Annotated in this window: 25 protein-coding genes, 1 other RNA gene and 1 pseudogene; 18 read left to right on the forward strand and 9 right to left on the reverse strand. The window is 41.7% G+C overall.

All coding sequences use genetic code 11. The features are described from left to right. Window positions 1-132: 132 nt before the first annotated feature. Window positions 133-496: a transfer-messenger RNA gene (ssrA, locus tag Xbud_RS16930) on the reverse strand. A gap of 50 nt (window positions 497-546) precedes the next feature. After that, the gene (gene smpB, locus Xbud_RS16935) at window positions 547-1,029 is read right to left on the reverse strand and encodes an SsrA-binding protein SmpB (RefSeq protein ID WP_099137227.1); all 483 of its coding nucleotides are present in this window, start codon (window positions 1,027-1,029) and stop codon (window positions 547-549) included. 156 nt (window positions 1,030-1,185) lie between these two features. On the opposite strand from smpB, the gene Xbud_RS16940 reads away from it, so the two are divergent. Both Xbud_RS16940 and Xbud_RS16945 read left to right on the forward strand, forming a co-directional pair. After that, complete coding sequence (locus tag Xbud_RS16940) at window positions 1,186-1,620, forward strand: type II toxin-antitoxin system RatA family toxin (protein ID WP_099137228.1); 435 nt, start codon at window positions 1,186-1,188, stop codon at window positions 1,618-1,620. Continuing rightward, window positions 1,613-1,906: an RnfH family protein gene (locus Xbud_RS16945; RefSeq protein WP_099137229.1), complete on the forward strand. Its 294-nt coding sequence runs from the start codon at window positions 1,613-1,615 to the stop codon at window positions 1,904-1,906. Before Xbud_RS16940 ends, Xbud_RS16945 begins: the two co-directional genes overlap by 8 nt. A 60-nt stretch (window positions 1,907-1,966) precedes the next feature. Here Xbud_RS16945 and bamE read toward each other — a convergent pair whose 3' ends face one another. From bamE to nadK, 3 genes are all read right to left on the reverse strand, one after another. Then, window positions 1,967-2,311: an outer membrane protein assembly factor BamE gene (bamE, locus tag Xbud_RS16950; RefSeq protein WP_099137230.1), complete on the reverse strand. Its 345-nt coding sequence runs from the start codon at window positions 2,309-2,311 to the stop codon at window positions 1,967-1,969. 201 nt (window positions 2,312-2,512) lie between these two features. Continuing rightward, a complete protein-coding gene (gene recN / locus Xbud_RS16955) occupies window positions 2,513-4,186 on the reverse strand; it encodes a DNA repair protein RecN (protein ID WP_099137231.1) in 1,674 nt (557 codons plus the stop codon). 150 nt (window positions 4,187-4,336) lie between these two features. Continuing rightward, complete coding sequence (gene nadK / locus Xbud_RS16960) at window positions 4,337-5,215, reverse strand: NAD(+) kinase (protein ID WP_209028714.1); 879 nt, start codon at window positions 5,213-5,215, stop codon at window positions 4,337-4,339. Between the two features lie 124 nt (window positions 5,216-5,339). Here nadK and grpE point away from each other — a divergent pair, with 124 nt between their 5' ends. Next, window positions 5,340-5,921: a nucleotide exchange factor GrpE gene (grpE, locus tag Xbud_RS16965; protein WP_099137233.1), complete on the forward strand. Its 582-nt coding sequence runs from the start codon at window positions 5,340-5,342 to the stop codon at window positions 5,919-5,921. 64 nt (window positions 5,922-5,985) lie between these two features. Here the strand turns inward: grpE and ung are convergent, their stop codons facing one another. Continuing rightward, entirely contained in the window at window positions 5,986-6,666 is a 681-nt protein-coding gene (gene ung, locus Xbud_RS16970) for a uracil-DNA glycosylase (RefSeq protein WP_099137234.1), read from the reverse strand. 350 nt (window positions 6,667-7,016) lie between these two features. Between ung and Xbud_RS16975 the strand changes: the two genes are divergently transcribed. Beyond that, window positions 7,017-8,219, forward strand: coding sequence for a Tle-like phospholipase domain-containing protein (locus Xbud_RS16975; RefSeq protein WP_099137235.1), 1,203 nt, complete (start codon window positions 7,017-7,019; stop codon window positions 8,217-8,219). An 81-nt stretch (window positions 8,220-8,300) separates the two neighbouring features. On the opposite strand, the gene srmB is transcribed toward Xbud_RS16975, so the two are convergent. Continuing rightward, a complete protein-coding gene (gene srmB / locus Xbud_RS16980; RefSeq protein ID WP_099137236.1) occupies window positions 8,301-9,641 on the reverse strand; it encodes an ATP-dependent RNA helicase SrmB in 1,341 nt (446 codons plus the stop codon). A gap of 160 nt (window positions 9,642-9,801) precedes the next feature. On the opposite strand from srmB, the gene trmN reads away from it, so the two are divergent. The 12 genes from trmN (at window position 9,802) to acpS (ending at window position 20,254) form a co-directional block, all read left to right on the forward strand. Then, window positions 9,802-10,542 carry a tRNA(1)(Val) (adenine(37)-N(6))-methyltransferase TrmN gene (gene trmN, locus Xbud_RS16985; protein ID WP_099137237.1) on the forward strand — a complete coding sequence of 247 codons (741 nt, stop codon included), beginning with the start codon at window positions 9,802-9,804 and terminating at the stop codon, window positions 10,540-10,542. A 289-nt stretch (window positions 10,543-10,831) separates the two neighbouring features. Then, window positions 10,832-11,407: an RNA polymerase sigma factor RpoE gene (gene rpoE, locus Xbud_RS16990; protein ID WP_099137238.1), complete on the forward strand. Its 576-nt coding sequence runs from the start codon at window positions 10,832-10,834 to the stop codon at window positions 11,405-11,407. Between the two features lie 42 nt (window positions 11,408-11,449). Beyond that, window positions 11,450-12,100: an anti-sigma-E factor RseA gene (rseA, locus tag Xbud_RS16995; protein ID WP_099137239.1), complete on the forward strand. Its 651-nt coding sequence runs from the start codon at window positions 11,450-11,452 to the stop codon at window positions 12,098-12,100. Window positions 12,101-12,105: 5 nt separating this feature from the next. After that, complete coding sequence (gene rseB / locus Xbud_RS17000) at window positions 12,106-13,065, forward strand: sigma-E factor regulatory protein RseB (protein ID WP_099137240.1); 960 nt, start codon at window positions 12,106-12,108, stop codon at window positions 13,063-13,065. Next, window positions 13,065-13,529: a SoxR-reducing system protein RseC gene (rseC, locus tag Xbud_RS17005; protein ID WP_099137241.1), complete on the forward strand. Its 465-nt coding sequence runs from the start codon at window positions 13,065-13,067 to the stop codon at window positions 13,527-13,529. The genes rseB and rseC overlap by 1 nt, the downstream gene beginning before the upstream one ends. Before the next feature lie 228 nt (window positions 13,530-13,757). Further along, window positions 13,758-15,551 carry a translation elongation factor 4 gene (lepA, locus tag Xbud_RS17010; RefSeq protein ID WP_099137242.1) on the forward strand — a complete coding sequence of 598 codons (1,794 nt, stop codon included), beginning with the start codon at window positions 13,758-13,760 and terminating at the stop codon, window positions 15,549-15,551. 24 nt (window positions 15,552-15,575) lie between these two features. Next, a complete protein-coding gene (lepB, locus tag Xbud_RS17015; protein ID WP_099137243.1) occupies window positions 15,576-16,544 on the forward strand; it encodes a signal peptidase I in 969 nt (322 codons plus the stop codon). A 206-nt stretch (window positions 16,545-16,750) separates the two neighbouring features. Further along, complete coding sequence (gene rnc, locus Xbud_RS17020; RefSeq protein ID WP_099137244.1) at window positions 16,751-17,431, forward strand: ribonuclease III; 681 nt, start codon at window positions 16,751-16,753, stop codon at window positions 17,429-17,431. After that, a complete protein-coding gene (gene era / locus Xbud_RS17025; RefSeq protein WP_099137245.1) occupies window positions 17,428-18,333 on the forward strand; it encodes a GTPase Era in 906 nt (301 codons plus the stop codon). Before rnc ends, era begins: the two co-directional genes overlap by 4 nt. A gap of 9 nt (window positions 18,334-18,342) precedes the next feature. Then, complete coding sequence (gene recO / locus Xbud_RS17030) at window positions 18,343-19,074, forward strand: DNA repair protein RecO (protein ID WP_099137246.1); 732 nt, start codon at window positions 18,343-18,345, stop codon at window positions 19,072-19,074. A 68-nt stretch (window positions 19,075-19,142) separates the two neighbouring features. Then, a complete protein-coding gene (gene pdxJ, locus Xbud_RS17035) occupies window positions 19,143-19,874 on the forward strand; it encodes a pyridoxine 5'-phosphate synthase (protein WP_099137247.1) in 732 nt (243 codons plus the stop codon). Then, window positions 19,874-20,254: a holo-ACP synthase gene (gene acpS / locus Xbud_RS17040; protein WP_099137248.1), complete on the forward strand. Its 381-nt coding sequence runs from the start codon at window positions 19,874-19,876 to the stop codon at window positions 20,252-20,254. Before pdxJ ends, acpS begins: the two co-directional genes overlap by 1 nt. 198 nt (window positions 20,255-20,452) lie before the next feature. Here the strand turns inward: acpS and Xbud_RS17045 are convergent, their stop codons facing one another. Further along, window positions 20,453-20,713, reverse strand: coding sequence for a YfhL family 4Fe-4S dicluster ferredoxin (locus Xbud_RS17045; RefSeq protein ID WP_099137249.1), 261 nt, complete (start codon window positions 20,711-20,713; stop codon window positions 20,453-20,455). 219 nt (window positions 20,714-20,932) lie between these two features. On the opposite strand from Xbud_RS17045, the gene Xbud_RS17050 reads away from it, so the two are divergent. Beyond that, window positions 20,933-21,835, forward strand: coding sequence for a DNA-3-methyladenine glycosylase 2 (locus tag Xbud_RS17050; RefSeq protein WP_099137250.1), 903 nt, complete (start codon window positions 20,933-20,935; stop codon window positions 21,833-21,835). Between the two features lie 350 nt (window positions 21,836-22,185). Here the strand turns inward: Xbud_RS17050 and Xbud_RS19635 are convergent, their stop codons facing one another. Beyond that, complete coding sequence (locus tag Xbud_RS19635) at window positions 22,186-22,419, reverse strand: hypothetical protein (protein ID WP_145956658.1); 234 nt, start codon at window positions 22,417-22,419, stop codon at window positions 22,186-22,188. 144 nt (window positions 22,420-22,563) lie between these two features. On the opposite strand from Xbud_RS19635, the pseudogene Xbud_RS17055 reads away from it, so the two are divergent. Next, a pseudogene (locus Xbud_RS17055) lies at window positions 22,564-22,881 on the forward strand (ISAs1 family transposase); the annotation flags it as partial. Between the last annotated feature and the right edge of the window lie 395 nt (window positions 22,882-23,276).

Here is a 23,276-nt window from a genome sequence, read left to right on the forward strand (position 1 = left end):
GCAGAAAGACAAATACAGCTGGGGCTGGAAGAATAGTGTTTAAGCCCCCTTTTAGGGGGCCGCGTCAAAGCCGCCTTCTATGAAGGCGGATTTTTACTTTCGGTGTATTCCGATGATTTCCGAATACAAAAATGGTGGAGCTGGCGGGAGTTGAACCCGCGTCCGAAATTCCTACATCCTCGGTACTACATGCTTAGTCTAATCTTTACATTCGCTTGCCAGCTGCGGACAGACACGCCACTAACAAACTAGCCTGATTGAGTTTAACGCTTCAACCCCAGGCAAGGCATCCACGCGATCTCTTTTGGGTTTGACCTCTCTTGATCCCCGTCCTAAGAGCGGAGGCTAGGGAGAGAGGGCTCTGCGCAGGTTATTAAGCTGCCAGTGCGTAGTTTTCGTCGTTTGCGACTATTGTTTTGCGGCTTTTTACGAGGCCAACCGCCCCTCGGCATGCACCTTGGGTTTCGCGAATCCCGTCGAATCCAGAATCAGCCCCAAGTATGTTAAGCGCAAGTATATCAGAATATTGGGGAATAATGCTAGTGATTAACGCCCTGCATTCTTCATAATTCGTGCTTTGTCTAATTTCCACTCACGTTCTTTAATGTCTGAACGTTTATCGTGCGCTTTTTTACCTTTTGCAACGCCAATTTTGATTTTGCACCAAGCGTTTTTCCAATAAAGGGAAAGGGCAACGATGGTATAACCTTCACGATTAATTCGGCCATACAAGGAATCAAGTTCGCGTTTGTTAAGTAATAGTCTACGTGACCGTGTAGGATCACAGACCACATGGGAAGAGGCGACATTCAATGGCGTGATCGTGGCTCCAAAAAGATAAGCATCACCATCTTTGAGCAAAACATAACTCTCACTGATGTTTGCTTTACCAGCGCGCAGCGATTTAACTTCCCAACCTTGTAGCGATAAACCGGCTTCGAATTCTTCTTCAATGAAGTATTCGTGACGGGCTCGCTTATTCATGGCAATAGTTGCCGAACCGGGTTTGTGTGCTTTTTTCTTTGTCATAATGCGTTGTATTATACTGTAAGCGTTAATGAAAGAAATCTATTCTGCATGATATTTAGCGATAAGTGCACATTATTGCTCTAGATGTTGTCAGGTTTTTATTTAACCACATTAAAATGATACTATTCGGCGCTGTTACGTTTTACAGGAAATGATATGCCACAGATTAGTCGCTCTGCGTTAGTTCCTTACAGCGTGGAACAAATGTATAAATTGGTCAATGATGTGAAATCTTATCCGGCTTTTTTGCCGGGATGCGTGGGTAGCCGTGTCATAAGTAGCAGTGATAATGAGATGACGGCTTCTGTCGATGTCTCCAAAGCGGGGATTAGTAAGACGTTTGTGACGCGGAATACGTTATTTGACAATAAAAGTATCAGTATGCAGTTGGTTGATGGCCCCTTTCGCAAACTAATGGGCGGATGGCATTTTACACCACTTAGTGAGGATGCCTGCAAGATTGAGTTACATCTCGATTTTGAATTTACCAATAAGTTGATTGAATTGGCTTTCGGTAAGGTTTTTAAAGAACTAACTGGTAATATGGTTCAGGCTTTTACCCAACGTGCACGAGAGGTTTATAGTGCCTGATATCAATATCGAAGTCGTTTATGCTTTACCCGAACGACAATATCTGCGTAAGGTAAAACTACCTGAAGGAGCAACTGTCGAACAGGCAATTGTGGAATCGGGTCTTTTGGCCTTTCGGAGTGATATCGATTTGGCTAAGAATAAAATCGGTATTTATAGCCGTCCAGCTAAATTAACAGATACGTTGGAAGAAGGGGATCGTGTAGAAATTTATCGTCCCCTTATTGCTGATCCAAAAGAAATGCGTCGTAAACGAGCAGAACGAGCTAAAAATAGTGCTCAGTAAATATCTATTTGATATTTATGCGCCAAATAACTATCTGGCGCATAAATAAAATCTCACATTTTACCCATTTTGAGGCAAAGTTTTTTCATTTTTGATACCAGTTAAAACACCATTGCTATCAAAAATGAGTGTCAGTGTCTCTTGTTTTACTTTCGCGTGGCCGGGCTGCTGACGGAAGACATAGTACCAGGTTTGGTTCCCAAATGGGTCTGTCAGCATTGGTGTTCCCAAAGTGAAAGTAACTTGCTGTTGGGTCATCCCTTTATGAATTTTTGATACCGCAGCCGGTGTCAGATAATTCCCTTGATTAATATCAGGACGATAAACAACTCGCTCAAACATAGAGCAACCTGCAGTTAGCATAACCAACGATACAGTAGCGGCAGTCAACAATTTACAGCGCATAGTAATTACATTCCTTTAGGAGTCAGGCCGTTGATGATAATAAACATTATAGAGTTTGAAAACCTCTATGCCATTTACCTATATCTTTAATTTTAAAATCTGTAAAATATATGACTTCAAGTATACAAAAAAGTTGTATACAGGTTGTCATTCAAGTTGCAGCTTTGTTGACTGTATCTTGAAGTCCATAGAGTATTTAATTTATGCTTCTAATAGTTCTTTTGCATTAGCCAACGTGTTTTTTGTTACTGCACTACCTGCCAAGAGACGGGCAAGTTCTTGAAGCCGGGATTTTTTATCCAATAGCTGCATTCGGGTTTCTGTTTCTTCTCCATCAGTTTGTTTGCTGACGTAAAAGTGTTGATGACCACATCCTGCAACTTGCGGTAAATGTGTAACACACATAACTTGGGTTGATTCGCCTAATTCACGGAGAAGCCTGCCTACAATCATTGCTGTTGGGCCACTGATACCAACATCAACTTCGTCGAAGATTAATGCAGGAGTTTCCGTTTTTTTAGCGGTAATAACCTGAATAGCCAGAGCAATACGAGAAAGTTCACCACCTGAAGCTACTTTGGTCAGTGCTTGATGGGGCTGCCCGGGGTTAGTTGTAACGTTAAACTCCACCTTGCTGGCTCCATCAATATTTAAATGTTCAGGTTCGAACATAACATCAATGGTGAAACGTCCATGAGGCATGGAAAGCTGGTGCATACTGTTGGTGATAAGCTGGCTTAATTCAAGGGCATACTGTTGGCGGACCTGATGCAGTTTTTCTGCAACGTTGAGTGCTTGTTGATAGTGTAAGCTAACAAGTTCACTGAGATGAGCACAATCATCTTCTTGCTGTGAAAGTTGGTGTTGTTCTTCCAGAAGCTGCTGGTGTAGAGTCGGTAGTTCTTCTGGGGAAACATAATGTTTACGCGCGATACTGATTTGTTGCGATATTTTTTGTTCTAATTCAAATAGGCGGTTAGGATCTAATTCCAGTTGATCACTGTAATGACGCAGTTCATCACTGACTTCGCTGATTTGGATAGCAGCTTCTTCCAGCATGTTGAGTAATCCACTGAGTTTGTGATCCATACTGGCAAGATCAGTCAGTTCATTTCGTGCGTAACTGAGAAGACTAACGATATTTTGTTCATCATTGTCACTTAATATCTGGAGAGTATTTTGGCTGGCGGACAAAAACTGACCGCAATTTGCCAGGCGTTTATATTCGCTGTCCTGCTCTTGATATTCACCAGCTTGAGGCGCAAGTTCATTCAGCTCTTTCAGGTGATATTCCAGCAATTGTTGTCGAGAGCGACGCTCAAGTGCTTGTTGTTGGAATTGGGCAAGTGCCTGACAGCTTTGTCTCCATTGCTGATATGCCTGCTTCATTTCATTTTGCAACACAAATTCGCCGGCATAGGTGTCCAGTAAATGTCTTTGGTGACGATTTTCTAAAAGCAACTGATGAGCATGTTGCCCGTGGATTTGAATCAGGTGTGAACCTAATTCACGTAGTTGGGAAAGGGGAACCGCAGTACCATTGATAAAACCACGGGAACGTCCGTCTGCCGTGATAGTACGCCGTAGCAGGCACTCATTATCATCATCAAAACTACCATCAAGTTGATAAGTTTCCAGCCACTTACGGGCAGAAGGAGCATCAGACAGCAAAAAGCGGGCACAAATGTCAGTACGTGGAACACCAGCACGAACCATATTCGCTTCGCCACGATTACCGAGGCATAAACCCAGTGCATCAATTGCAATTGATTTACCTGCCCCGGTTTCTCCTGTGATAGTTGTCATTCCTGAACGAAAATCAATTTCAAGTTCGCGAACAATGGCAAAATTACTGATGGTCAATTGAGACAACATCGTGCTCCTCCTACCTTTTCCTATATTTAAAACCATGTTTCTATGTATAAATTCATGATATAAATCCATGTTCCTGTGTATAAAAACATGTCTGTTTTTTCATACAGTATAAACTGGTTTTTTATACAGTAAAGTAGGAAACCTACGTTTTTAGAACATTTTTTTCGACCAGCCTAATTTAGTGCTTAATGTGTTGAAGTAGTTGTAATCTTTCGGGTGGATTAAATGCAGGTTATATTCGCTGCGTTTAATAATAACTTCTTCACCATCTTGGATTGGTAAGACAATCTGGCTATCGCAACTGACTTCGTAATCACTGCTGTTTTGGGTAAATTTCAGACGAATTCTACTTCCGCTACTGATGACAAGAGGACGAGCAGAAAGTGTGTGTGGAAACATGGGAACCAACACAATAGCATCCAGATTCGGCGTCAGAATTGGCCCACCGGCTGACAGAGAGTAGGCTGTAGAGCCGGTAGGTGTTGCTATGATTAAGCCATCTGAACGTTGAGAAAATGCAAATCGCTCATCAATATAAACTTCGAAATCAATCATATGGGCAACTTTTCCGGGATGCAGGACGACTTCATTTAGTGCTGTACTGTGCCGTGGTTTCTGGCCTTTTTTCGTGACTTGTGCTTCCAGTAGAAAGCGTTTTTCATCCCGATATTCTCCATTGAGGACTTCAGAAAGTTGTTGCAGGGCATTATCAGGATCTAGATCCGTCAGAAAGCCTAAATTACCACGGTTAATACCAATGACTTTTATATCATAACGTGCCAATACTCTGGCCGCTCCCAGCATATTGCCATCACCACCAACAACAATCACCAAATCGGCCATTTTGCCAATTTCGGTCAGTCCTCCGGTTTGAGCGCCTTGTAAGTTAATATCTTTTGCAACTTGCCTGTCCACAATTACACAGTAACCTTTAGATACCAGCCAGTGATACAGTATTTCATGGGTAGCTAGTGCTTCAGGATGACGTGGCCGACCGACAATACCGATGCATTTGAATTCATTATTTATTGCTGTTATTTCCTGCAGCATATGGTTTTGCCCTCACAATATGATGTGTTCCCTTGAATCCCTCGTTTTGATCCCCATAATAAGCGGGAGTGGCGAAAATAATACAAAATACGCGGAGATATTCATGAGTAGTAAAGACCAAAAAGTACCTGACGAGCAAGTCTCAGAAAATACAGAGAATGTATTTGAGCAACAAAAAGATGCAGAAAAGGCAGACGCGACAGAGACTGAAAATGTTGTTGACCCGCGTGTTGCCGAGTTGGAAGAGGAACTGAAACAGGCTCAGTCTCGTGAACGTGATGCGATTTTGCGCGCTCGTGCTGAAGTGGATAATATTCGCCGTCGTGCTGAGCAGGATGTAGAAAAGGCGCATAAATTCGCATTGGAAAGATTTGCCAATGAGCTTCTGCCGGTGATAGATAATCTGGAACGTGCTTTGGAAGTGGCAGATCGTACCAATGAGACTTTGGTACCAATGATTGAAGGTATTGAACTGACACTGAAATCATTTATTGATGCAGTGGGTAAATTTGGCATTGAAGTTGTCAGTGATATTAATGTTCCTTTCAATCCAGAAGTACATCAGGCGATGACTATGATGGAATCTGATCAACATGAACCCAATCAGGTAATGTTGGTAATGCAGAAAGGTTATACCCTGAATGGACGTCTGCTGCGTCCTGCTATGGTTGCCGTTTCTAAGTAAGAGATACGGATTCCATGATTGCAATGCCGCCGACAGAGGCGGCATTTTTGTAGGCATGAGACGGTTATTCAGGCAATACTGGATTCCAATCAATTGAAGTCAATCCTTGAGCTTCAAGCAACTGGTTAGCTTGGGAAAAGTGTTTGCAACCTAAGAAACCACGGTGTGCTGATAAAGGGGAAGGATGTGGTGCTTTCAGGACATGGTGGCATCGGGTATCAATAATACGGCCTTTTTTCTGAGCGTGAGAACCCCAAAGCAGGAAAATAACACCGCTTCGGTGTTCATTGATTGCTGCAATTACCTTATCAGTAAATGTTTCCCAACCCAGATTAGCATGGGAGTGGGCATTGCCTCGTTCAACCGTCAGCACGGTATTAAGCAGTAATACCCCCTGTTTTGCCCAACTAAGCAGGCAGCCATGATTGGGATGGTGAAACCCTGCAATGTCAGATTCCAGTTCTTTGTACATATTGACGAGAGAAGGTGGTGCAGGAATACCCGGCTGTACTGAAAAAGCCAGTCCATGCGCTTGATTCGGGCCATGATAAGGGTCTTGCCCCAAAATCACCACTTTTACATCAGCCAGTTCGGTATAGCGAAATGCATTAAAAACATCCTGCTGTGGTGGATAGATGGTTTTGCCTGCTTTACGTTCATTAGCGACATAAGCCAATGTATCAACGAAATAGGACTGTGTCTTTTCATTGCCGATGACATCGTGCCATGTAAGAGGTGCGGACATAGCGGATCCCGTTTTATATGATTATCAGATGGGCTTAAGCTTACCGATTCCCTTAGCGCAGGGGAACCCTCTGTGGTTAAACTTAAGCGAATTGATAGAAGAAAATGCTGTTTTATGGATTTATTGTAAGCTTACGAGCGAGTAAATTGTAGTTCTTGTCTGTTCAACTTTTTTAGATCTCATTAAATCTGGCATTGAATTATTACTTCTGTTTACTAAGTGCCATATAGGGTAATTACTTTATATTGTTAATCAAAGATTAAATTTGATATAAAACTGTTAAAAATTCTGCCGATAAGAAGATTTAGGTCAGTCTGTTATGTCTAACTTAAAATAGGTAGGGGTATCTTATGACTTTGACAATAAATACCAATTTTTTTAGTCAGTTAGGGCTCTCTCCTGTACTGGGAAATCAGGAAACTCTTCAGTCACCATCTTCCGGCAGCAAACTTCCAGACAAAAGTGAACACCTTTCCTTACCAATAACTTCATTTTCAGAAAATACGAAACAAACTGATTCACTTTACCAATCATTGGTCAGTGCTTCTCAAACTAAAGTTATGGCAACGCCTGAATTAAAGGCTAATGATATTGCAGGAAAAGATTCAAAATTTATCGACTATTCGTTGGTGCAGGTTACCCGTGATGCATACCGCAGAAATAGTCTCGGCATTGGTGACTATGTGCGCGTGCCGGATGATGAGCTCATAAAGGCGGGTATTGATCCTGATATTCTGGATGACAGTTCAACGGGATTTCAGGCAGGGATCTATCGTAATAAGGGACTATATATTGTGTCATTTGCAGGCTCGAACGAAATAAAGGATTTTATGGCAAGTATTCGTCAGGGGCTTGGGTACAATGAAGAACAATATAATCAGGCGGCAGAGTTGGCACAGGCAGCATTAAAGGCATTTGGTGAGAATGTAATTTTTACCGGTCATTCAATGGGAGGTGGGCTGGCATCAATGGCTGCTCTGACAACAGGAAAGCCTGCTGTTATCTTTAATTCTGCCGGTGTTTCAGATTGGACTTTGAAACGAATGGGATGGTCACCAGAAGTAGCTCGTGAAATGGCAGAGAAGGGGTTAATCCGGAATTATGTTGTTGAGAATGATTGGTTGCATAATTTACAAAAAAGGTTGCCACTTCCTCAGCCAATGGGAAACCAGATTTTGCTTGAGAATGAATACGAACCAGAAGACAATATAATCGATTCAATTGTGAACTACAGTTATGCGTTACATTCATTCAAAGCTCATTTTTTGGAAGCTATACAGGAATTACTGGTTATTCATAAGCCTTGGCAGGGTAAAGGGGATAGCAAGGAAAGTGTGATGATGGCTGCCAGGAGTGATGATATAAATGATAATGTCGTTCATTATCACGAAAAGTTGTCATTGCAAACATGGGCAGTGGATATGAATGAAAACGAACTCAATGCTTTGTTTGATGAACCTTGTTGTCAATTTGATTCGCAGCAGGAATTAAATGCACAAAAGGTTAAGCAATATTATTCAACTCATACTCATTCAAGTATGTATCTAACATGATATGCTGCCATTTTCTTGTCTGTTATCAATGAAAAAGCGGGCAATTAGCCCGCTTATTACCATGATCAATCGTGAAAACATTTAATCTTGAGTAGATTCTGTCGATTCTGGTCTGGGGTTACCTGAAGGAGCGCGGCGTTTTCCGATGTTTTTGCTGTCACGATGGCGTACTTTCCCCTGTTTTTTCTTCGCTTCTTCTGCTTTTTTCTTTTCTTTACGTTTTTCCAGCACTTTTTTGGATGGCTTATGGCTTTTCTTTTCACTCGGTGCTTTGGTTTGCGGACGAAGTTCATCTACAACCCGCATTTTCAGAGGCTCGTTGAGATAGCGACTGATTTTTCCAAGCAATAAATGATCATGAGACTCAATCAGCGCAATTGCGGTTCCTTTACGACCTGCGCGGGCTGTACGGCCAATCCGGTGCAGGTAAACATCAGCAGTACGCGGCAGGTCAAAGTTAAAAACGTGACTGATGTTTTCAATATCTAATCCACGGGAAGCAACGTCAGTTGCGACCAACACCTTGACTCTGCCATCATTCAGACGTTTTACTGCTTCGGTTCGTTTGGCCTGTACCATTTCACCTTCAAGGAAGCAGGACTGAATACCTGCCTGATGCAGCCAATCCACTAATTCGCGAACACGCTCCCGTTTGCGTACAAAGACAATCGACTTTGTAACATCAGATTGTTTCAGGAGATGACATAATAAGGCTATTTTATGTTCCAGATTATCAGCACGATAATAGAATTGCTGGATTTTCTTACGTTCACGGCGGGAAGGCTCTGCGTCAATTTCGATAGGATCTGTCAGCAGGCGTTTCGCAAAATCACGAATAGCTTCACCTTCAAGTGTTGCGGAGAATAACAGTGTTTGTTTGCGCCAGCGCGTTTCTCCGGCAATAGTTTCAACATCATTGGCAAATCCCATATCCAGCATGCGATCCGCTTCATCAAGAATTAGGGTTTCTACCGCACGGCAGTCAAAGTTCTCTTCTTTGATATATTGCAGCAGGCGTCCAGTGGTTGCGACAACGATGTCCTGATTCTCACTGAACACTTCTGCATGGTTCATATAGGCAACACCACCAGTAATAGTGGCAACATCCAAATTAGTGTGGGCAGCCAGCTCTTTAGCCTGTTCTGCAACCTGCATGGCTAATTCACGGGTTGGTGTTAGGATCAAAATACGTGGTGGCCCTGACTTTTTACGTGGAAAGTCCAGTAAATGTTGTAGAGTTGGCAGCAGATAGGCCGCTGTTTTGCCTGTACCTGTCGGCGCAGAGCCTAGTACATCACGCCCATCCATAGCCGCAGGAATAGCAGCTACCTGAATTGCTGTCGGAAGTTCATAGCCTTTATCATTCAACGCATCAAGCAGGCATTCATCAAGTTCGAATTCGGAAAAGTTTGTCGCAGTCATCATATACCTCTGTTTGGGTCGCCGATTATAAACAGGTTAGGCACATTCTTCACCCTATAACATGCGTCAGCAATAAAAGTATCCGGTGTGTAAGTGGCTTTTATCCACGAGTTATAAGATTTATGCTATGACGAACGTTTGATTTCAACAGATATAATTTATGGTGTTAATAGATAAACCTGCTTTTCGTCGTGGTGGTTTCACATTTAAACAGTTCTTCGTTGGGCATGATAAGTGTGCAATGAAAGTTGGAACGGATGGTGTGTTATTGGGAGCATGGGCACCTGTAGATAATAGACAGTATTGTTTGGATATTGGGTGTGGCAGTGGTTTGATCGCATTGATGGTAGCTCAAAGGGGTGGCAATGATACGGTGATTGATGCGGTGGAGTTGGATGCAGATGCAGCAATGCAGGCGACTGAAAATGTTCAGCAATCTCCGTGGACTTCCCGCATTACCGTATATCAGCAGGATATTTATGAATTTGCCCGGCAAAATGGTTGCCGATATGATCTCATTGTGAGCAACCCTCCCTATTTCGAACCTGCAATTGATTGTCGTGATGAAGCTCGTAATCAGGCACGTTATACAAAATCATTGACTCACCAGGGGTTATTGGATTGTGTTGAGCATATGATTACCCACGAAGGGCTTTTTTGTGTTGTACTTCCACATCAGATTGGCGAAATTTTTGAAAAAATGGCCACAGAATGTGGCTGGTTTACCCATTATTGGGTCAATATTCGTGATAGGGTGGATAAACCGTTACATCGTTTGTTGTTGGGATTTTCCCGCCAAGAGAAAGAGATTCAAATCAGTGAACTGACCATCCGCGCGGCTGATGGTACATATTCAAACGAATTCCAGTACATGGTGAAAGATTTTTATCTTTATTATTGATAGGGTTATCGTTAATAAGCCAATTCAATTTCTTTGTAAAATATTAGGATAAATCTTTTTGTTTTTCGTCACTTGAAATCAGATGTTCCTCTGAATAGAGGCTATGATTTGTACTATAAATTAAGAATGCAATACAGAATAACAGGTGATTGTAAGATAAAATTACAATCAAAGTTGAACTTCACGCGTAATTAACACTCAAAGGTGATGCTTGTTCGGGTAGCAAGATATCATAACTGGTGTAATTAAGTATAAATGTGGAGTTTTACCTCAGGAGAGTGAGTCTCGGATGAGCGAGCAGTTAACGGATCAAATGCTGGTCGAGCGAGTACAGAAAGGCGACCAAAAAGCATTTAATTTGCTGGTAGTCAGATACCAGCATAAAATGGCGAGCTTAATTGCCCGTTACGTACCTCAGGGCGATGTTCCTGATGTTGCTCAAGAGGTATTTATTAAAACTTATCGCGCGCTGTCTTCTTTCCGCGGTGATAGTGCTTTTTACACGTGGTTGTACCGTATTGCCGTTAATACTGCGAAAAATTATTTAGTTGCTCAGGGACGTCGTCCACCATCTAATGATTTGGATGCTAATGATGCAGAAAATTATGATACGTCAAGTTCTTTAAAAGAAATTTCGAACCCTGAGAATTTAATGTTGTCAGAAGAATTAAAGGAAGTGGTATTCCGTACCATTGAATCGCTTCCGGAGGATTTGCGGATAGCAATTACACTTCGGGAGTTGGATGGGCTGAGCTATGAAGAAATAGCCGTCATTATGGATTGTCCTGTAGGCACTGTTCGTTCACGAATATTTCGGGCAAGAGAAGCCATTGATAATAAAGTTCAACCTCTGATCCAACAGTAGTGGAAACAGTGGTGGAACAAAACAATATTGAAGGTACTTGGCATGCAAAGAGAGAAACTTTCCGCATTAATGGATGGAGAAGCTCTTGATAGTGAAATCGTTTGTTTGATCTCTGAAGATGCTTTAATGCAGAAACAGTGGGAAAGATATCACCTCATCCGCGATACATTACGTGGTGATGTCGGTGAGGTATTGCATTTGGATATCGCTAGTCAAGTGGCTCAGGCGCTTGAAAAAGAGCCTGTTCATATTAATCCAGCAGTTGTTCCGGAATCTCAGCCAAAACCTGAAACATGGCAGCAAATGCCGTTCTGGCATAAGCTTCACCCTTGGGTAAGCCAGATGACACAAGTGGGTGTAGCAGCTTGTGTATCTCTGGCCGTGATTATTGGTGTTCAGCAATACAATAGCAGTGGTAATGAGGCTGAAACTGATATTCAATTTGATAACCCAGTCTTCAATACGTTGCCGGTAATGGGTTCCGCTTCGCCTGTTGGTTTATCTGTTCCTGCCGAGAATGATGCTTTTGGTGGTGACTTGAGTATGCAGATACGGGAAAGTAATAAACGCATTGACGCGATGTTGCAGCAGTATGAACTTTCCCGGCGTATCAATGCAGAAAGGGAGCAAGTATTATCGGAAGCTGGGAATACACAACCCGGAGAACAAAGACAGCAAACTCAGAATAAGTAATAAGAATGAAATATATCGGTTCTTTCATTTTATTATTCGGAAGTTTGTTGAGTCCCTCGAAAGCCTCGGCCCAACAAAGCAGTGCCGGGGCTTTGTTGCAGGATATGCGGCACTCTGTACAAACTTTCGCTTATGAACTTGCTTTTATTAATTTGAGCCAGCAATTTTTGATACCGCTGCGATATCGTCATGCCATCATTGACAATCAATCCATTGCGCAAATTATTCAGATGGACAGCACTCGCCGTGAAATTGTTCAGCGTGGTAATCAGATCAGTTATTACGAATCAGGCCTGGATTCATTCAGTTTACGTGGCAACCATATTGTGGATTATCTTCCACCGATTATCTTTGCTGATTTTTTTCGATTACAGAAATTTTATAATCTCATTGATGCGGGTTCTACTCACGTTGGTGACCACCCTGTACACTTTGTACGTATAATACCCAAAGATAGCGACCGTTATAATTATAATTTATTGATAGATAAAAAAAGTTATCTTCCTTTGTTTATTGAGCTATTTGATCAGGAAGAAATGATGGTTGTTGAACAATTCCGGGTGGTATCGTCAAGGGTGAATGACGAGATAAAACAGGAATTGAGAGCCATTGTTGATTTGAAATTACCGCCAATGTTGGTTATTCCAGAGTCCGCAGGGAAAATGAAGTTTGATTGGAAGGTTGGTAAATTACCCGAAGGCTTTAAGGAAATTTCCCGTAACAGGAATTGGCTATCAAAGACAGAATTATTGGAATCCATTATGTATAGTGATGGATTGTTTAGTTTTTCTGTAAATGTAGTAAATACTGGTGCAAAGGTAGCCGATGAACCGCTGTATCGACAAGGCAGGCGAACAGTCTATACTGTGTCCAAAGGGAAAAACAGCATCGCTGTGATCGGCGAATTACCTCTTGCAACAATTAAACAAATTGCCGCCAGCGTTACGTTTGTGGGGAATAACTGATGGTTAAAGAATGGGCAACTGTTGTCCGTTGGCAGCAGGGTCGAGCGTTATTACGTTATGGCTCATCTTCAGGTTGTGGCAGTTGTCAGGCTAAAACGGCTTGTGGTTCTTACTTGTTAGAAAAATTAGGGCCAGAGAGTATCCATCAATTGGAACTGGAAATCGCGCAACCGCTTCAACCGGGGCAAAAAGTAGAAGTCGGCATTCCTGAAAGTAGTTTGTTACGTTCAGCCATGCTGGTTTATCTAACTCCGTTATTAGGTCTGTTTTTAGGTGGTCTGCTTTGCCAATATTGGACTGCTGACCAGTTATGGGTATGTATGGGGGGAATTATCGGTGGTATTGCCGGTTTTGCTCTTGCCCGTAAGATCGCCGCATACTGGGATATTCAACAAGCATACCAACCAATTGTATTACAAATTGGTTTACCTCCCGATACGATTAAGGTTCTGCATCAGGAATAATCTGTTTTACCATACTTATTTTCACGATTTTTTTTACGAATGTTTTTACTTTCTGGTCATACTGAATGGGTTAGATTGAAAACCACAGGCATGACTAGGTTTTCACAGGTTTGGCATGTAGAATACGGCTCCTCAGGCCAGTGGCCGAACCTATAAATGTCGCTTTATGTCCATCTGTGTGTCCATAGGCGAATGATCCAGAAATATTAAGGCAAAAAAGATTTAATAATGAAGCAAATAAGAAATTTCTCCATTATCGCCCACATTGACCACGGTAAATCCACGCTATCTGACCGGATTATTCAAATCTGTGGGGGGCTGTCAGACAGAGAAATGGCAGCGCAAGTATTGGATTCAATGGATCTTGAACGTGAGCGTGGTATCACTATCAAGGCGCAAAGCGTCACCCTTGATTACAAGGCAACTGACGGAAACGTTTATCAATTAAACTTTATCGATACTCCGGGGCATGTTGACTTCTCTTATGAAGTTTCCCGCTCTTTGGCTGCCTGCGAAGGCGCATTGCTGGTTGTTGATGCAGGGCAGGGGGTTGAAGCTCAAACGCTGGCTAACTGCTATACAGCCATTGAAATGGATCTGGAAGTTGTCCCGGTTCTGAACAAAATTGACCTGCCAGCCGCAGAGCCAGAACGCGTTGCAGAAGAAATTGAAGACATCGTTGGTATTGATGCAACAGATGCTGTTCGTTGCTCTGCAAAAACCGGCTTGGGTGTACAGGATGTTATTGAACGTCTGGTTAAAGAGATCCCACCACCAGAAGGTGATCCTGAAGCACCATTACAGGCTTTGATTATTGATTCATGGTTTGATAATTACCTAGGCGTTGTTTCACTTGTTCGTATTAAGAACGGTACTTTGCGTAAAGGCGACAAAATCAAGGTAATGAGTACTGGTCAGGTATATAACGCTGACCGTTTGGGTATCTTTACACCGAAACGTGTTGACCGTGATGTACTGCACTGTGGTGAAGTAGGTTGGTTGGTTTGTGCGATTAAAGATATCCTTGGTGCGCCGGTTGGGGACACTTTGACAACAGCACGTCAGCCAGCAGATAAGCCTCTACCGGGCTTCAAAAAAGTGAAACCTCAGGTTTATGCAGGCTTATTCCCAATCAGCTCTGATGACTATGAAGCATTCCGTGATGCTTTGGGTAAATTGAGTCTGAACGATGCGTCCCTGTTCTATGAGCCAGAAAGTTCCACAGCATTGGGCTTTGGTTTCCGTTGTGGTTTCCTGGGTTTACTGCATATGGAGATCATTCAGGAGCGTTTGGAACGTGAATATGACCTTGACTTAATCACCACCGCACCAACCGTTGTTTATCAAGTTGAGACAACCACTGGTGACATCATTTATGTGGATAGTCCATCCAAATTACCGCCATTAAACAATATTAAAGAGCTGCGTGAACCTATTGCAGAATGTCACATGCTGTTGCCGCAGGAATATCTCGGTAATGTCATTACACTCTGTGTAGAGAAACGTGGTGTTCAGACTAATATGGTTTATCACGGTAATCAGGTTGCGCTGACATACCAAATACCAATGGCAGAAGTGGTTCTGGATTTCTTTGACCGTCTGAAATCTACGTCTCGCGGCTATGCATCGCTGGACTATAACTTTGTCCGCTTCCAGCATTCAGACATGGTACGTGTGGATGTCTTGATTAACGGCGAACGAGTTGATGCACTGGCATTGATCACCCATCGTGATAACTCGCAATACCGCGGACGTGAGTTGGTGGAGAAAATGAAAGATCTGATCCCGCGCCAACAATTTGATATTGCAATTCAGGCAGCTATCGGGACTCATATCATCGCACGTTCTACCGTTAAGCAGTTGCGTAAAAACGTATTGGCGAAATGTTATGGTGGTGACGTTAGCCGTAAGAAAAAGCTATTGCAGAAGCAAAAAGAAGGTAAAAAACGCATGAAGCAGGTCGGTAACGTTGAGCTGCCGCAAGAAGCCTTCTTAGCGATTCTGCATGTTGGAAAAGATTAATTAACAAGGTCGTAAGGAGTCTAAATGGCTAACACTTTTGCCTTGATCTTAACGTTAGCAACGTTAATCACCGGTATCATATGGTGTATAGATCGTTTCAAATTCGCCCCTGAGCGCAAGAGAAAACTTACTCAGGTTCAGGAACAGGCAGCAGGTAAGGAATCTCAGGAAGCTGCGATTAAAGAAATAAACAAGCCTACATGGTTTGAGACATTTGCATCTGTTTTTCCGGTGTTAGCCATTGTTTGGATCCTGCGTTCTTTTGTGTATGAACCTTTCCAGATCCCTTCCGGTTCAATGATGCCTACCTTATTGACCGGGGATTTCATTCTGGTGGAAAAGTTCGCCTATGGTTTGAAAGACCCGATCACGCAGACAACTCTGATTAAAACCGGTGAGCCTAAACGCGGGGATGTTGCAGTTTTTAAATACCCACTTAACCCAAGTATAGACTTTGTAAAACGGGTAATTGGTTTACCCGGAGATAAAATTGTTTACGATTACATGAACAAAGAACTTCATGTTTACCCTGGCTGTGGTCGAAATCCAGTCTGTAAAGACATTTTTCCTATCATTTATAAAACCATGTACCCAAGTGAATGGACTATCACAGATCAAGTTAAAAAAGACGGAACGATTGCCAGAGAAGTACATCAAGTTCCTCTTATGGATGTATTAGGGCCATATAGTATTCGTCAAGGGGAGCGAATTGAAACTTTGGGCAAGGTTTCCCATCATATCCTGACACTTCCACGCTGGAATATACCAGAATACACTCAGCCTGGTTTGCCGTTAGGGACTTGGGTTGTGCCTGAAGGTGAATATTTCATGATGGGTGATAATCGTGACAATAGTTCTGATAGTCGTGTTTGGGGATTTGTACCGGAGAAAAATCTGGTAGGACGTGCAACGGCTATCTGGATCAGCTTTGAAAAACAGGAAGGTGAGTGGCCGACAGGCGTACGTCTGAGCCGAATTGGTGGAATTCACTAATATTTATATATTAGCGAAGCATTAATTTATCTCCCAGTGTAGAATATTCTTTCAAACAAGATGACTGGCTTTCTAGATGATGAATATCTTAGGGAGCCAGTGCAAACGCAACAGTTTTGTAGGGCATATTGGATGTGTAATCAGGTAGCCTCACAGGTCTGTTGCGTGTGCTTTTATTTGACGGATTCTAACTGAATTGGTAGCACATGAACCCCATAATAATGAACAGGTTACAGCTTAAGCTGGGATATACCTTTACACAGAATGACTTCTTGCTTCAGGCATTAACTCACCGCAGCGCCAGCAGTAGGCATAATGAACGTTTGGAATTTCTTGGTGACTCAATCCTGAGCTTTGTCATTGCTAATGCGCTTTATCACCGTTTTCCCCGTGTTGATGAAGGGGATATGAGCCGTATGCGTGCCACATTGGTGCGGGGCAATACATTGGCAGAACTTGCCAGAGAATTTGAATTGGGAGAATGTTTACGTTTGGGGCCGGGCGAATTAAAAAGTGGTGGCCACCGTCGTGAATCCATTTTAGCTGATAGTGTTGAAGCCTTAATTGGTGCCATTTTTTTGGATAGCGATATTCAGACAGTCGAAAAGATTATTTTGAATTGGTATGAAAATCGCCTGAATGAAATTAGTCCGGGTGATAAACAAAAAGATCCCAAAACACGTTTACAAGAATATCTGCAAGGGCGCCATCTGCCGTTGCCATTATATCTGGTTGTTCAGGTTCGTGGAGAAGCACACGATCAGGAATTTACAATTCACTGTCAGGTCAGTGGATTTGAACAGCCTGTTAGAGGAGTCGGTTCCAGCCGTCGCAAGGCAGAACAGGCGGCTGCAGAACAAGCATTAAAACAACTGGAGCTTGAATGAGCAAAGAAAAAAACTATTGCGGGCTCGTTGCAATAGTCGGACGGCCCAATGTCGGTAAATCGACTTTATTGAATCAGTTACTGGGCCAAAAAGTATCAATCACTTCCCGTAAACCCCAAACGACAAGACATCGTATCATGGGCATTCATACGGAAGGCGCTTATCAGACGATTTATGTAGATACACCGGGTCTTCATATTGAAGAAAAGCGTGCGATTAACCGCCTGATGAACCGTGCTGCGAGTAGTTCAATCGGAGATGTGGAACTGGTCATTTTTGTTGTGGAAGGTACTCACTGGACACCAGATGACGAGATGGTTGTGAATAAGCTGCGTAACCTGCGTTGTCCGGTCATATTGGCTATCAATAAAGTCGACAATGTCACCGATAAAACCATTCTTCTGCCACATATTGGTTTTCTCAGTAAAAAGATGAACTTCATTGATGTTGTGCCGATCAGTGCAGAAAAAAGCATGAACATTGATACGATTGCCAAAGTTGTGCGTGATCATATTCCAGAAGCAGAACACCATTTCCCTGAAGATTACATTACTGATCGTTCACAGCGCTTCATGGCATCTGAAATTATCCGTGAAAAACTGATGCGTTTTCTGGGTGATGAACTACCCTATTCGGTAACAGTCGAAATTGAGCAATTCGCTGTTAACGAACGTGGTGGTTATACTATTCATGGTCTGATTCTGGTAGAGCGTGAAGGCCAGAAAAAAATGGTTATTGGTAACAAAGGCAGCAAGATCAAAACCATTGGAACAGAAGCTCGTCAGGATATGGAAAAACTGTTCGATGTTAAAGTTCATCTGGAACTATGGGTAAAAGTGAAAGCTGGCTGGGCTGATGATGAACGAGCTCTGCGCAGCCTCGGTTATATTGACGATTTATAAGGTTAATTTGTGGACGGCTGGCAGAGAGCCTTTGTGCTTCATGGGCGCCCTTACAGTGAAACCAGCTTATTGCTGGATTTTTTTACTGAAAATGAAGGTCGGATACGTGTTTTAGCAAAAGGTGTACGTAGTCGCCGTTCTAACCTTAAAGGTTGTCTTCAACCTTTCACCCCGTTGTTGATCCGTTGGAGTGGGCGGGGTGAAATCAAAACATTGAGGGATGCTGAACCTGTCTCTCTGGCTCTGCCTTTAACAGGTAGTGTGTTGTACAGTGGTTTGTATATGAATGAACTCTTATCGAGAGTTCTTGAGCAAGGCACTGCATATCCGGCTCTTTTTTTCGATTACCTCCAATGTTTGCAAATCCTTGCTGCAAGCGAACACACACCTGAACATGCCTTACGTCGTTTTGAATTATCTGTGTTAACTAATATGGGATACGGTGTAGACTACCTTCATTGTGCCGGTAGTGGTGAGCCTGTCACAGATACAATGACTTACCGCTATCGTGAAGAAAAAGGGTTTATTGCCAGTCTGGTTGTTGACCACTACAGCTTTACTGGCAATGAACTAAAAGCGCTGGCAGCGCGTGAATTTCCTGATACAACTACTCTGAAAGCGGCCAAACGTTTTATCCGTATTGCATTGAAGCCTTACTTAGGTGGAAAACCATTAAAAAGCCGTGAATTATTTCGCCAATTCGTGCGCAAAAAGACTGATAATTCTAATCAGAAAAATTAATATGAGATCACTCTTATTAATGGGAAATGTAAACTTTATTTTATCTAATATTATTGCAGGAGCTAAAAATGGCTGAGGTATTGTTAGGAATCAATATTGACCATATTGCAACAGTGCGCAATGCGCGTGGAACGCAATATCCTGATCCTGTGCAAGCTGCATTTGTTGCTGAACAAGCAGGCGCAGATGGGATAACAGTTCACTTACGTGAAGATCGCCGCCACATTACGGACCGAGATGTTCAGTTATTAGCAAAAACCATTCAAACACGCATGAATCTCGAAATGGCGGTTACAGATGAGATGGTAGAAATAGCCTGCCAAATCAAACCTGCTTTTTGTTGTTTAGTCCCTGAAAAGCGTGAGGAAGTCACAACAGAAGGTGGGCTGGACGTATTCGGGCAAAAAGCACATATTGCTGCTGCTGTTAAGCGCTTATCAGAAGAAGGGATACTTGTTTCCCTGTTCATTGATGCGGATCACCAACAAATTGATGCTGCTGTAGAAGTTGGGGCACCATTTATTGAGATCCACACAGGTGCATACGCAGATGCAGAAAATGATGTGCAACAGGAGAAAGAGTTCCAGCGTATTAAAGAAGCAGCGACTTATGCGGCAAGTAAAGGTATTAAAGTTAATGCAGGCCATGGATTAACGTACCACAATGCACAACGCATCGCGGCATTACCGGAGATCCATGAACTGAATATTGGTCATGCCATCATTGGTCGTGCTGTATTCAGTGGCTTGTCTGCTGCTGTTGCTGATATGAAAACATTGTTGCGTGAAGCTCGCCGTTAATGGCTATCGTCGGATTAGGCACAGATATTGTTGAAATTTTCCGTATTGAGGAAATTGTTGGGCGTTCTGGCGAACGTCTGGCAAAACGTGTCCTGAGTGATAACGAGTGGCAACAATATCAGCAACATAATCAGCCGGTTCGTTTTCTGGCAAGACGCTTTGCTGTCAAAGAAGCTGCAGCTAAAGCGCTTGGAACAGGTATCCGTAATGGCTTGGCTTTTAATCAGTTTGAAGTGGTTAATGATATTTTAGGAAAACCGACATTAAAACTTCATGGTGAAGCAGAAGCTCTGGCTGACCAACTGAATGTAAAGTCCATGCATGTCACACTGGCGGATGAACGGCGCTATGCTTGTGCGACAGTGATATTAGAAAACTAGTGAAAAATACCGTAAACCCTCGTCCAGCGTGGGCGGGGGATATAAAGAGAAAAGCCTTGTCCGATAGGATGTGAAGTAGTCACTATTGATGACACTTAAGAAACTATAAGGTCATTAGGATTATTCAGCATTATTATACTATTCAGTGAAAATAATGACCTATTTTATTGGTTTCTTTGTTATCGCCAAAAATTGTTATCAGATTTTATCTGCATGGTGCAAGAGTACAAATTTGTCCCATAGTTGTTCTTCTGTTTCTTTATGATTTGGATCGAGAATAATGGTATTTGTTATCGGACAAACAGACTGGCAGGTTGGTTTTTCGTAATGTCCCACGCATTCGGTACAGCGTTCTGGATTAATCTCATAAATCTTAGCTCCCATCGTGATAGCCTGATTCGGGCATTCAGGTTCACACATATCACAATTGATACAGCGTTTGGTAATTAGTAGTGCCATTTTAATCTCTTATAAAAATCATAACTAAAAATCAATAGGTTAAATCATTTCTGTATTCGTTGTGTTTGCCAGATTGTTGTGTTTTTATACAGTGTGCTTTATATTAAAAAAACAGCGTTCTTTAATATAAAACCGTAATACGTGCTTGTTTTTGATGTCTGAAAAATGGTCGTGTGTAAGTCAATATATCAGCGTAATAATATGCCGGAGTTTTCTGTAATGAAACCAAACTATTTCATGGAAATTATATTACCAGATAATTATCACATACGAGATTTTTTGGCTTTTCACCATCGGGATGAGAAAGGTGTTTCTGAAATTGTGCAGCAGAGTCAGGTTAAAAAGGGCATCGTTTGGCACGGAATTCCTGCATTACTGACTGTATCAATGGAGGAAAAACTGGCAAAAGTGCAGCTTGATATTGATGGTGACAGTACACTTCATTTAAGAAATTCTTTATCACTTCTGGCCTCACATATGCTTGGATTATTACAGCCCATAGAGATATTTGAATCCCAATACCAAAAAGACCCTGTGATTGGAAGATTAATCTCCCAACAGGCAGGTCTGAGAGTTTACCAGTCGGCAACACCTTTTGAAGCATTGAGCTGGGCGATCATGGGGCAGCAAATCAGTGTCAGTGCTGCGATCTCCATTCGCAGGCGATTTATTCAGGCTATCGGCGTTAAACATACTTCAGGGTTGATGTGTCATCCGACTTATAAGGAAGTTATACAGTGCACAGAGCAGGATCTATGTCAGTGTGGTTTTTCTATGAGTAAGGCTAAGGCACTATTGAATGTTTGTCGGTTGATTGATTTGGGGGAGTTGAATTTATCCATTGAGAATGCTGAGGATAAAATTAAATCGCTCACAGAAAATCTTTTGGCTATTAAAGGCATAGGTATCTGGACAGTGAACTATACTTTGTTAAGGGGTTTTAATTATTTGAATGGTTCTCTGCATAGTGATGTGGCAGTAAGGCGTAACCTTCAGCGTTTACTGAAACAGGAGAACAAAGTTAATGCTGAACAGGCTGAAAAATGGCTGGCAGATTTTTCACCCTGGAAAGCACTTGTTGCTGCTCATTTATGGCGACAGCAATCCAGTAGTGGATATTAGGGCTTGTTAACGTTTTATGTTCATTACTCACTTAATATAATTGATAACTACATGGTATGGTGGGAACATTTTGTGCAATCGTATTTTCTATCAAATTGGGTTTTCAGCAATTTTTGAAGTAAGGAATGATCGCTGATACTACTTATTGTTCGATACAACTTATGTAAGCGTCACTATCGTAACCTTTGTCAGCTATCATAAAATCTGACATGACGTTTTTACTCCATTTCATTATGAACACTGAATTGAATATGTTCAGCAGATAGCAGCATTCTCAATTTTTCAACATCTAAAAATACTTCACCGATACTGAAGATTGTCGGAACATTATTTTTTATATGTTCCGCTAATTACATCACTAAAGCAACAGCTCCTGTTGCTGTTAAATGTGTTTTCCCTTCTGGATCAATGACTTGAAAATATATGGATTTACTATATCCATTTTTATCAATTCTTTGTATATCAGTGCGAATTTGGTGTTTATATCCTTGGTCTGGATTATATAAAATTTTTTTACGAAGGCCAGTAGTTCTTCTACTTGATAGTAGTTTCCAAATCCCCTTTTTAACTAAGAAAGATAACAATTGATTACTTTTAGGATTATAAAAACCAATTCTGGTAGCGATAGTTTGTGCATTTGTAATTAAGGTAATATAAATTGGTCAGGCATATCAACACGAAAAACTTTATGGAGGTTACCATCATTAAATAAAACTACTCGTTCATCAGAAAAAGGACGCGGGCATGATTTAGTTCGATTTTATATCAGCAGTCAGCCAATGAATGCGGAGCAAGCCTTGCAAGCGACACGGTCTCACTGGTCGGTAGAGAATCAGCTGCACTGGTCACTTGATGTTGCTTTTCGAGAAGATAAGCTCTAGGCCCGAATGGGGTTTGCAGGTGAAAATTTAGCTTTACTGAGAAAATGGATCCTGAATATGCTGAAACAAAATAAATCCCGCCCTTTAAGCATGGAAAATAAACGCAGGCTCTGTTGCTTAAATGAGGATTATTTATTCGAGTCTTTTGGTTTATTTATAAAGTGAACTTTTATGCGTTAGCCCTGTTCTCCACACACAGAAGAAATATAGTCTTTCATATAAGTATTTCCTAAATTAAATAATAAAATACCATAAGTAAGAGTAGCAATAAATTAAATTCATTTTATTATCTATTAGTAAATAAAATCTAGTGAAAAAAATATTTATAACAAAATAAGTTGTATAAATAATAAATAATAAATAATAAATAATAAATAATAAATATTTAATGGTAATAACTAACTAAGATTAATAAATTATACAATTATTTATCCAATATATTTATTCATGTTCATATACTGATGGGAACCTCTAAAAACTCTCAATACAAAAAATAAGATCAATTTTGCACTCACCAATAAATGACCTTATTGTGTATGACTTTTTCTTGCTTTTTCAGG

This window comes from Xenorhabdus budapestensis, assembly GCF_002632465.1.
In the GTDB taxonomy this organism is placed as follows: Bacteria; Pseudomonadota; Gammaproteobacteria; order Enterobacterales; family Enterobacteriaceae; genus Xenorhabdus; species Xenorhabdus budapestensis.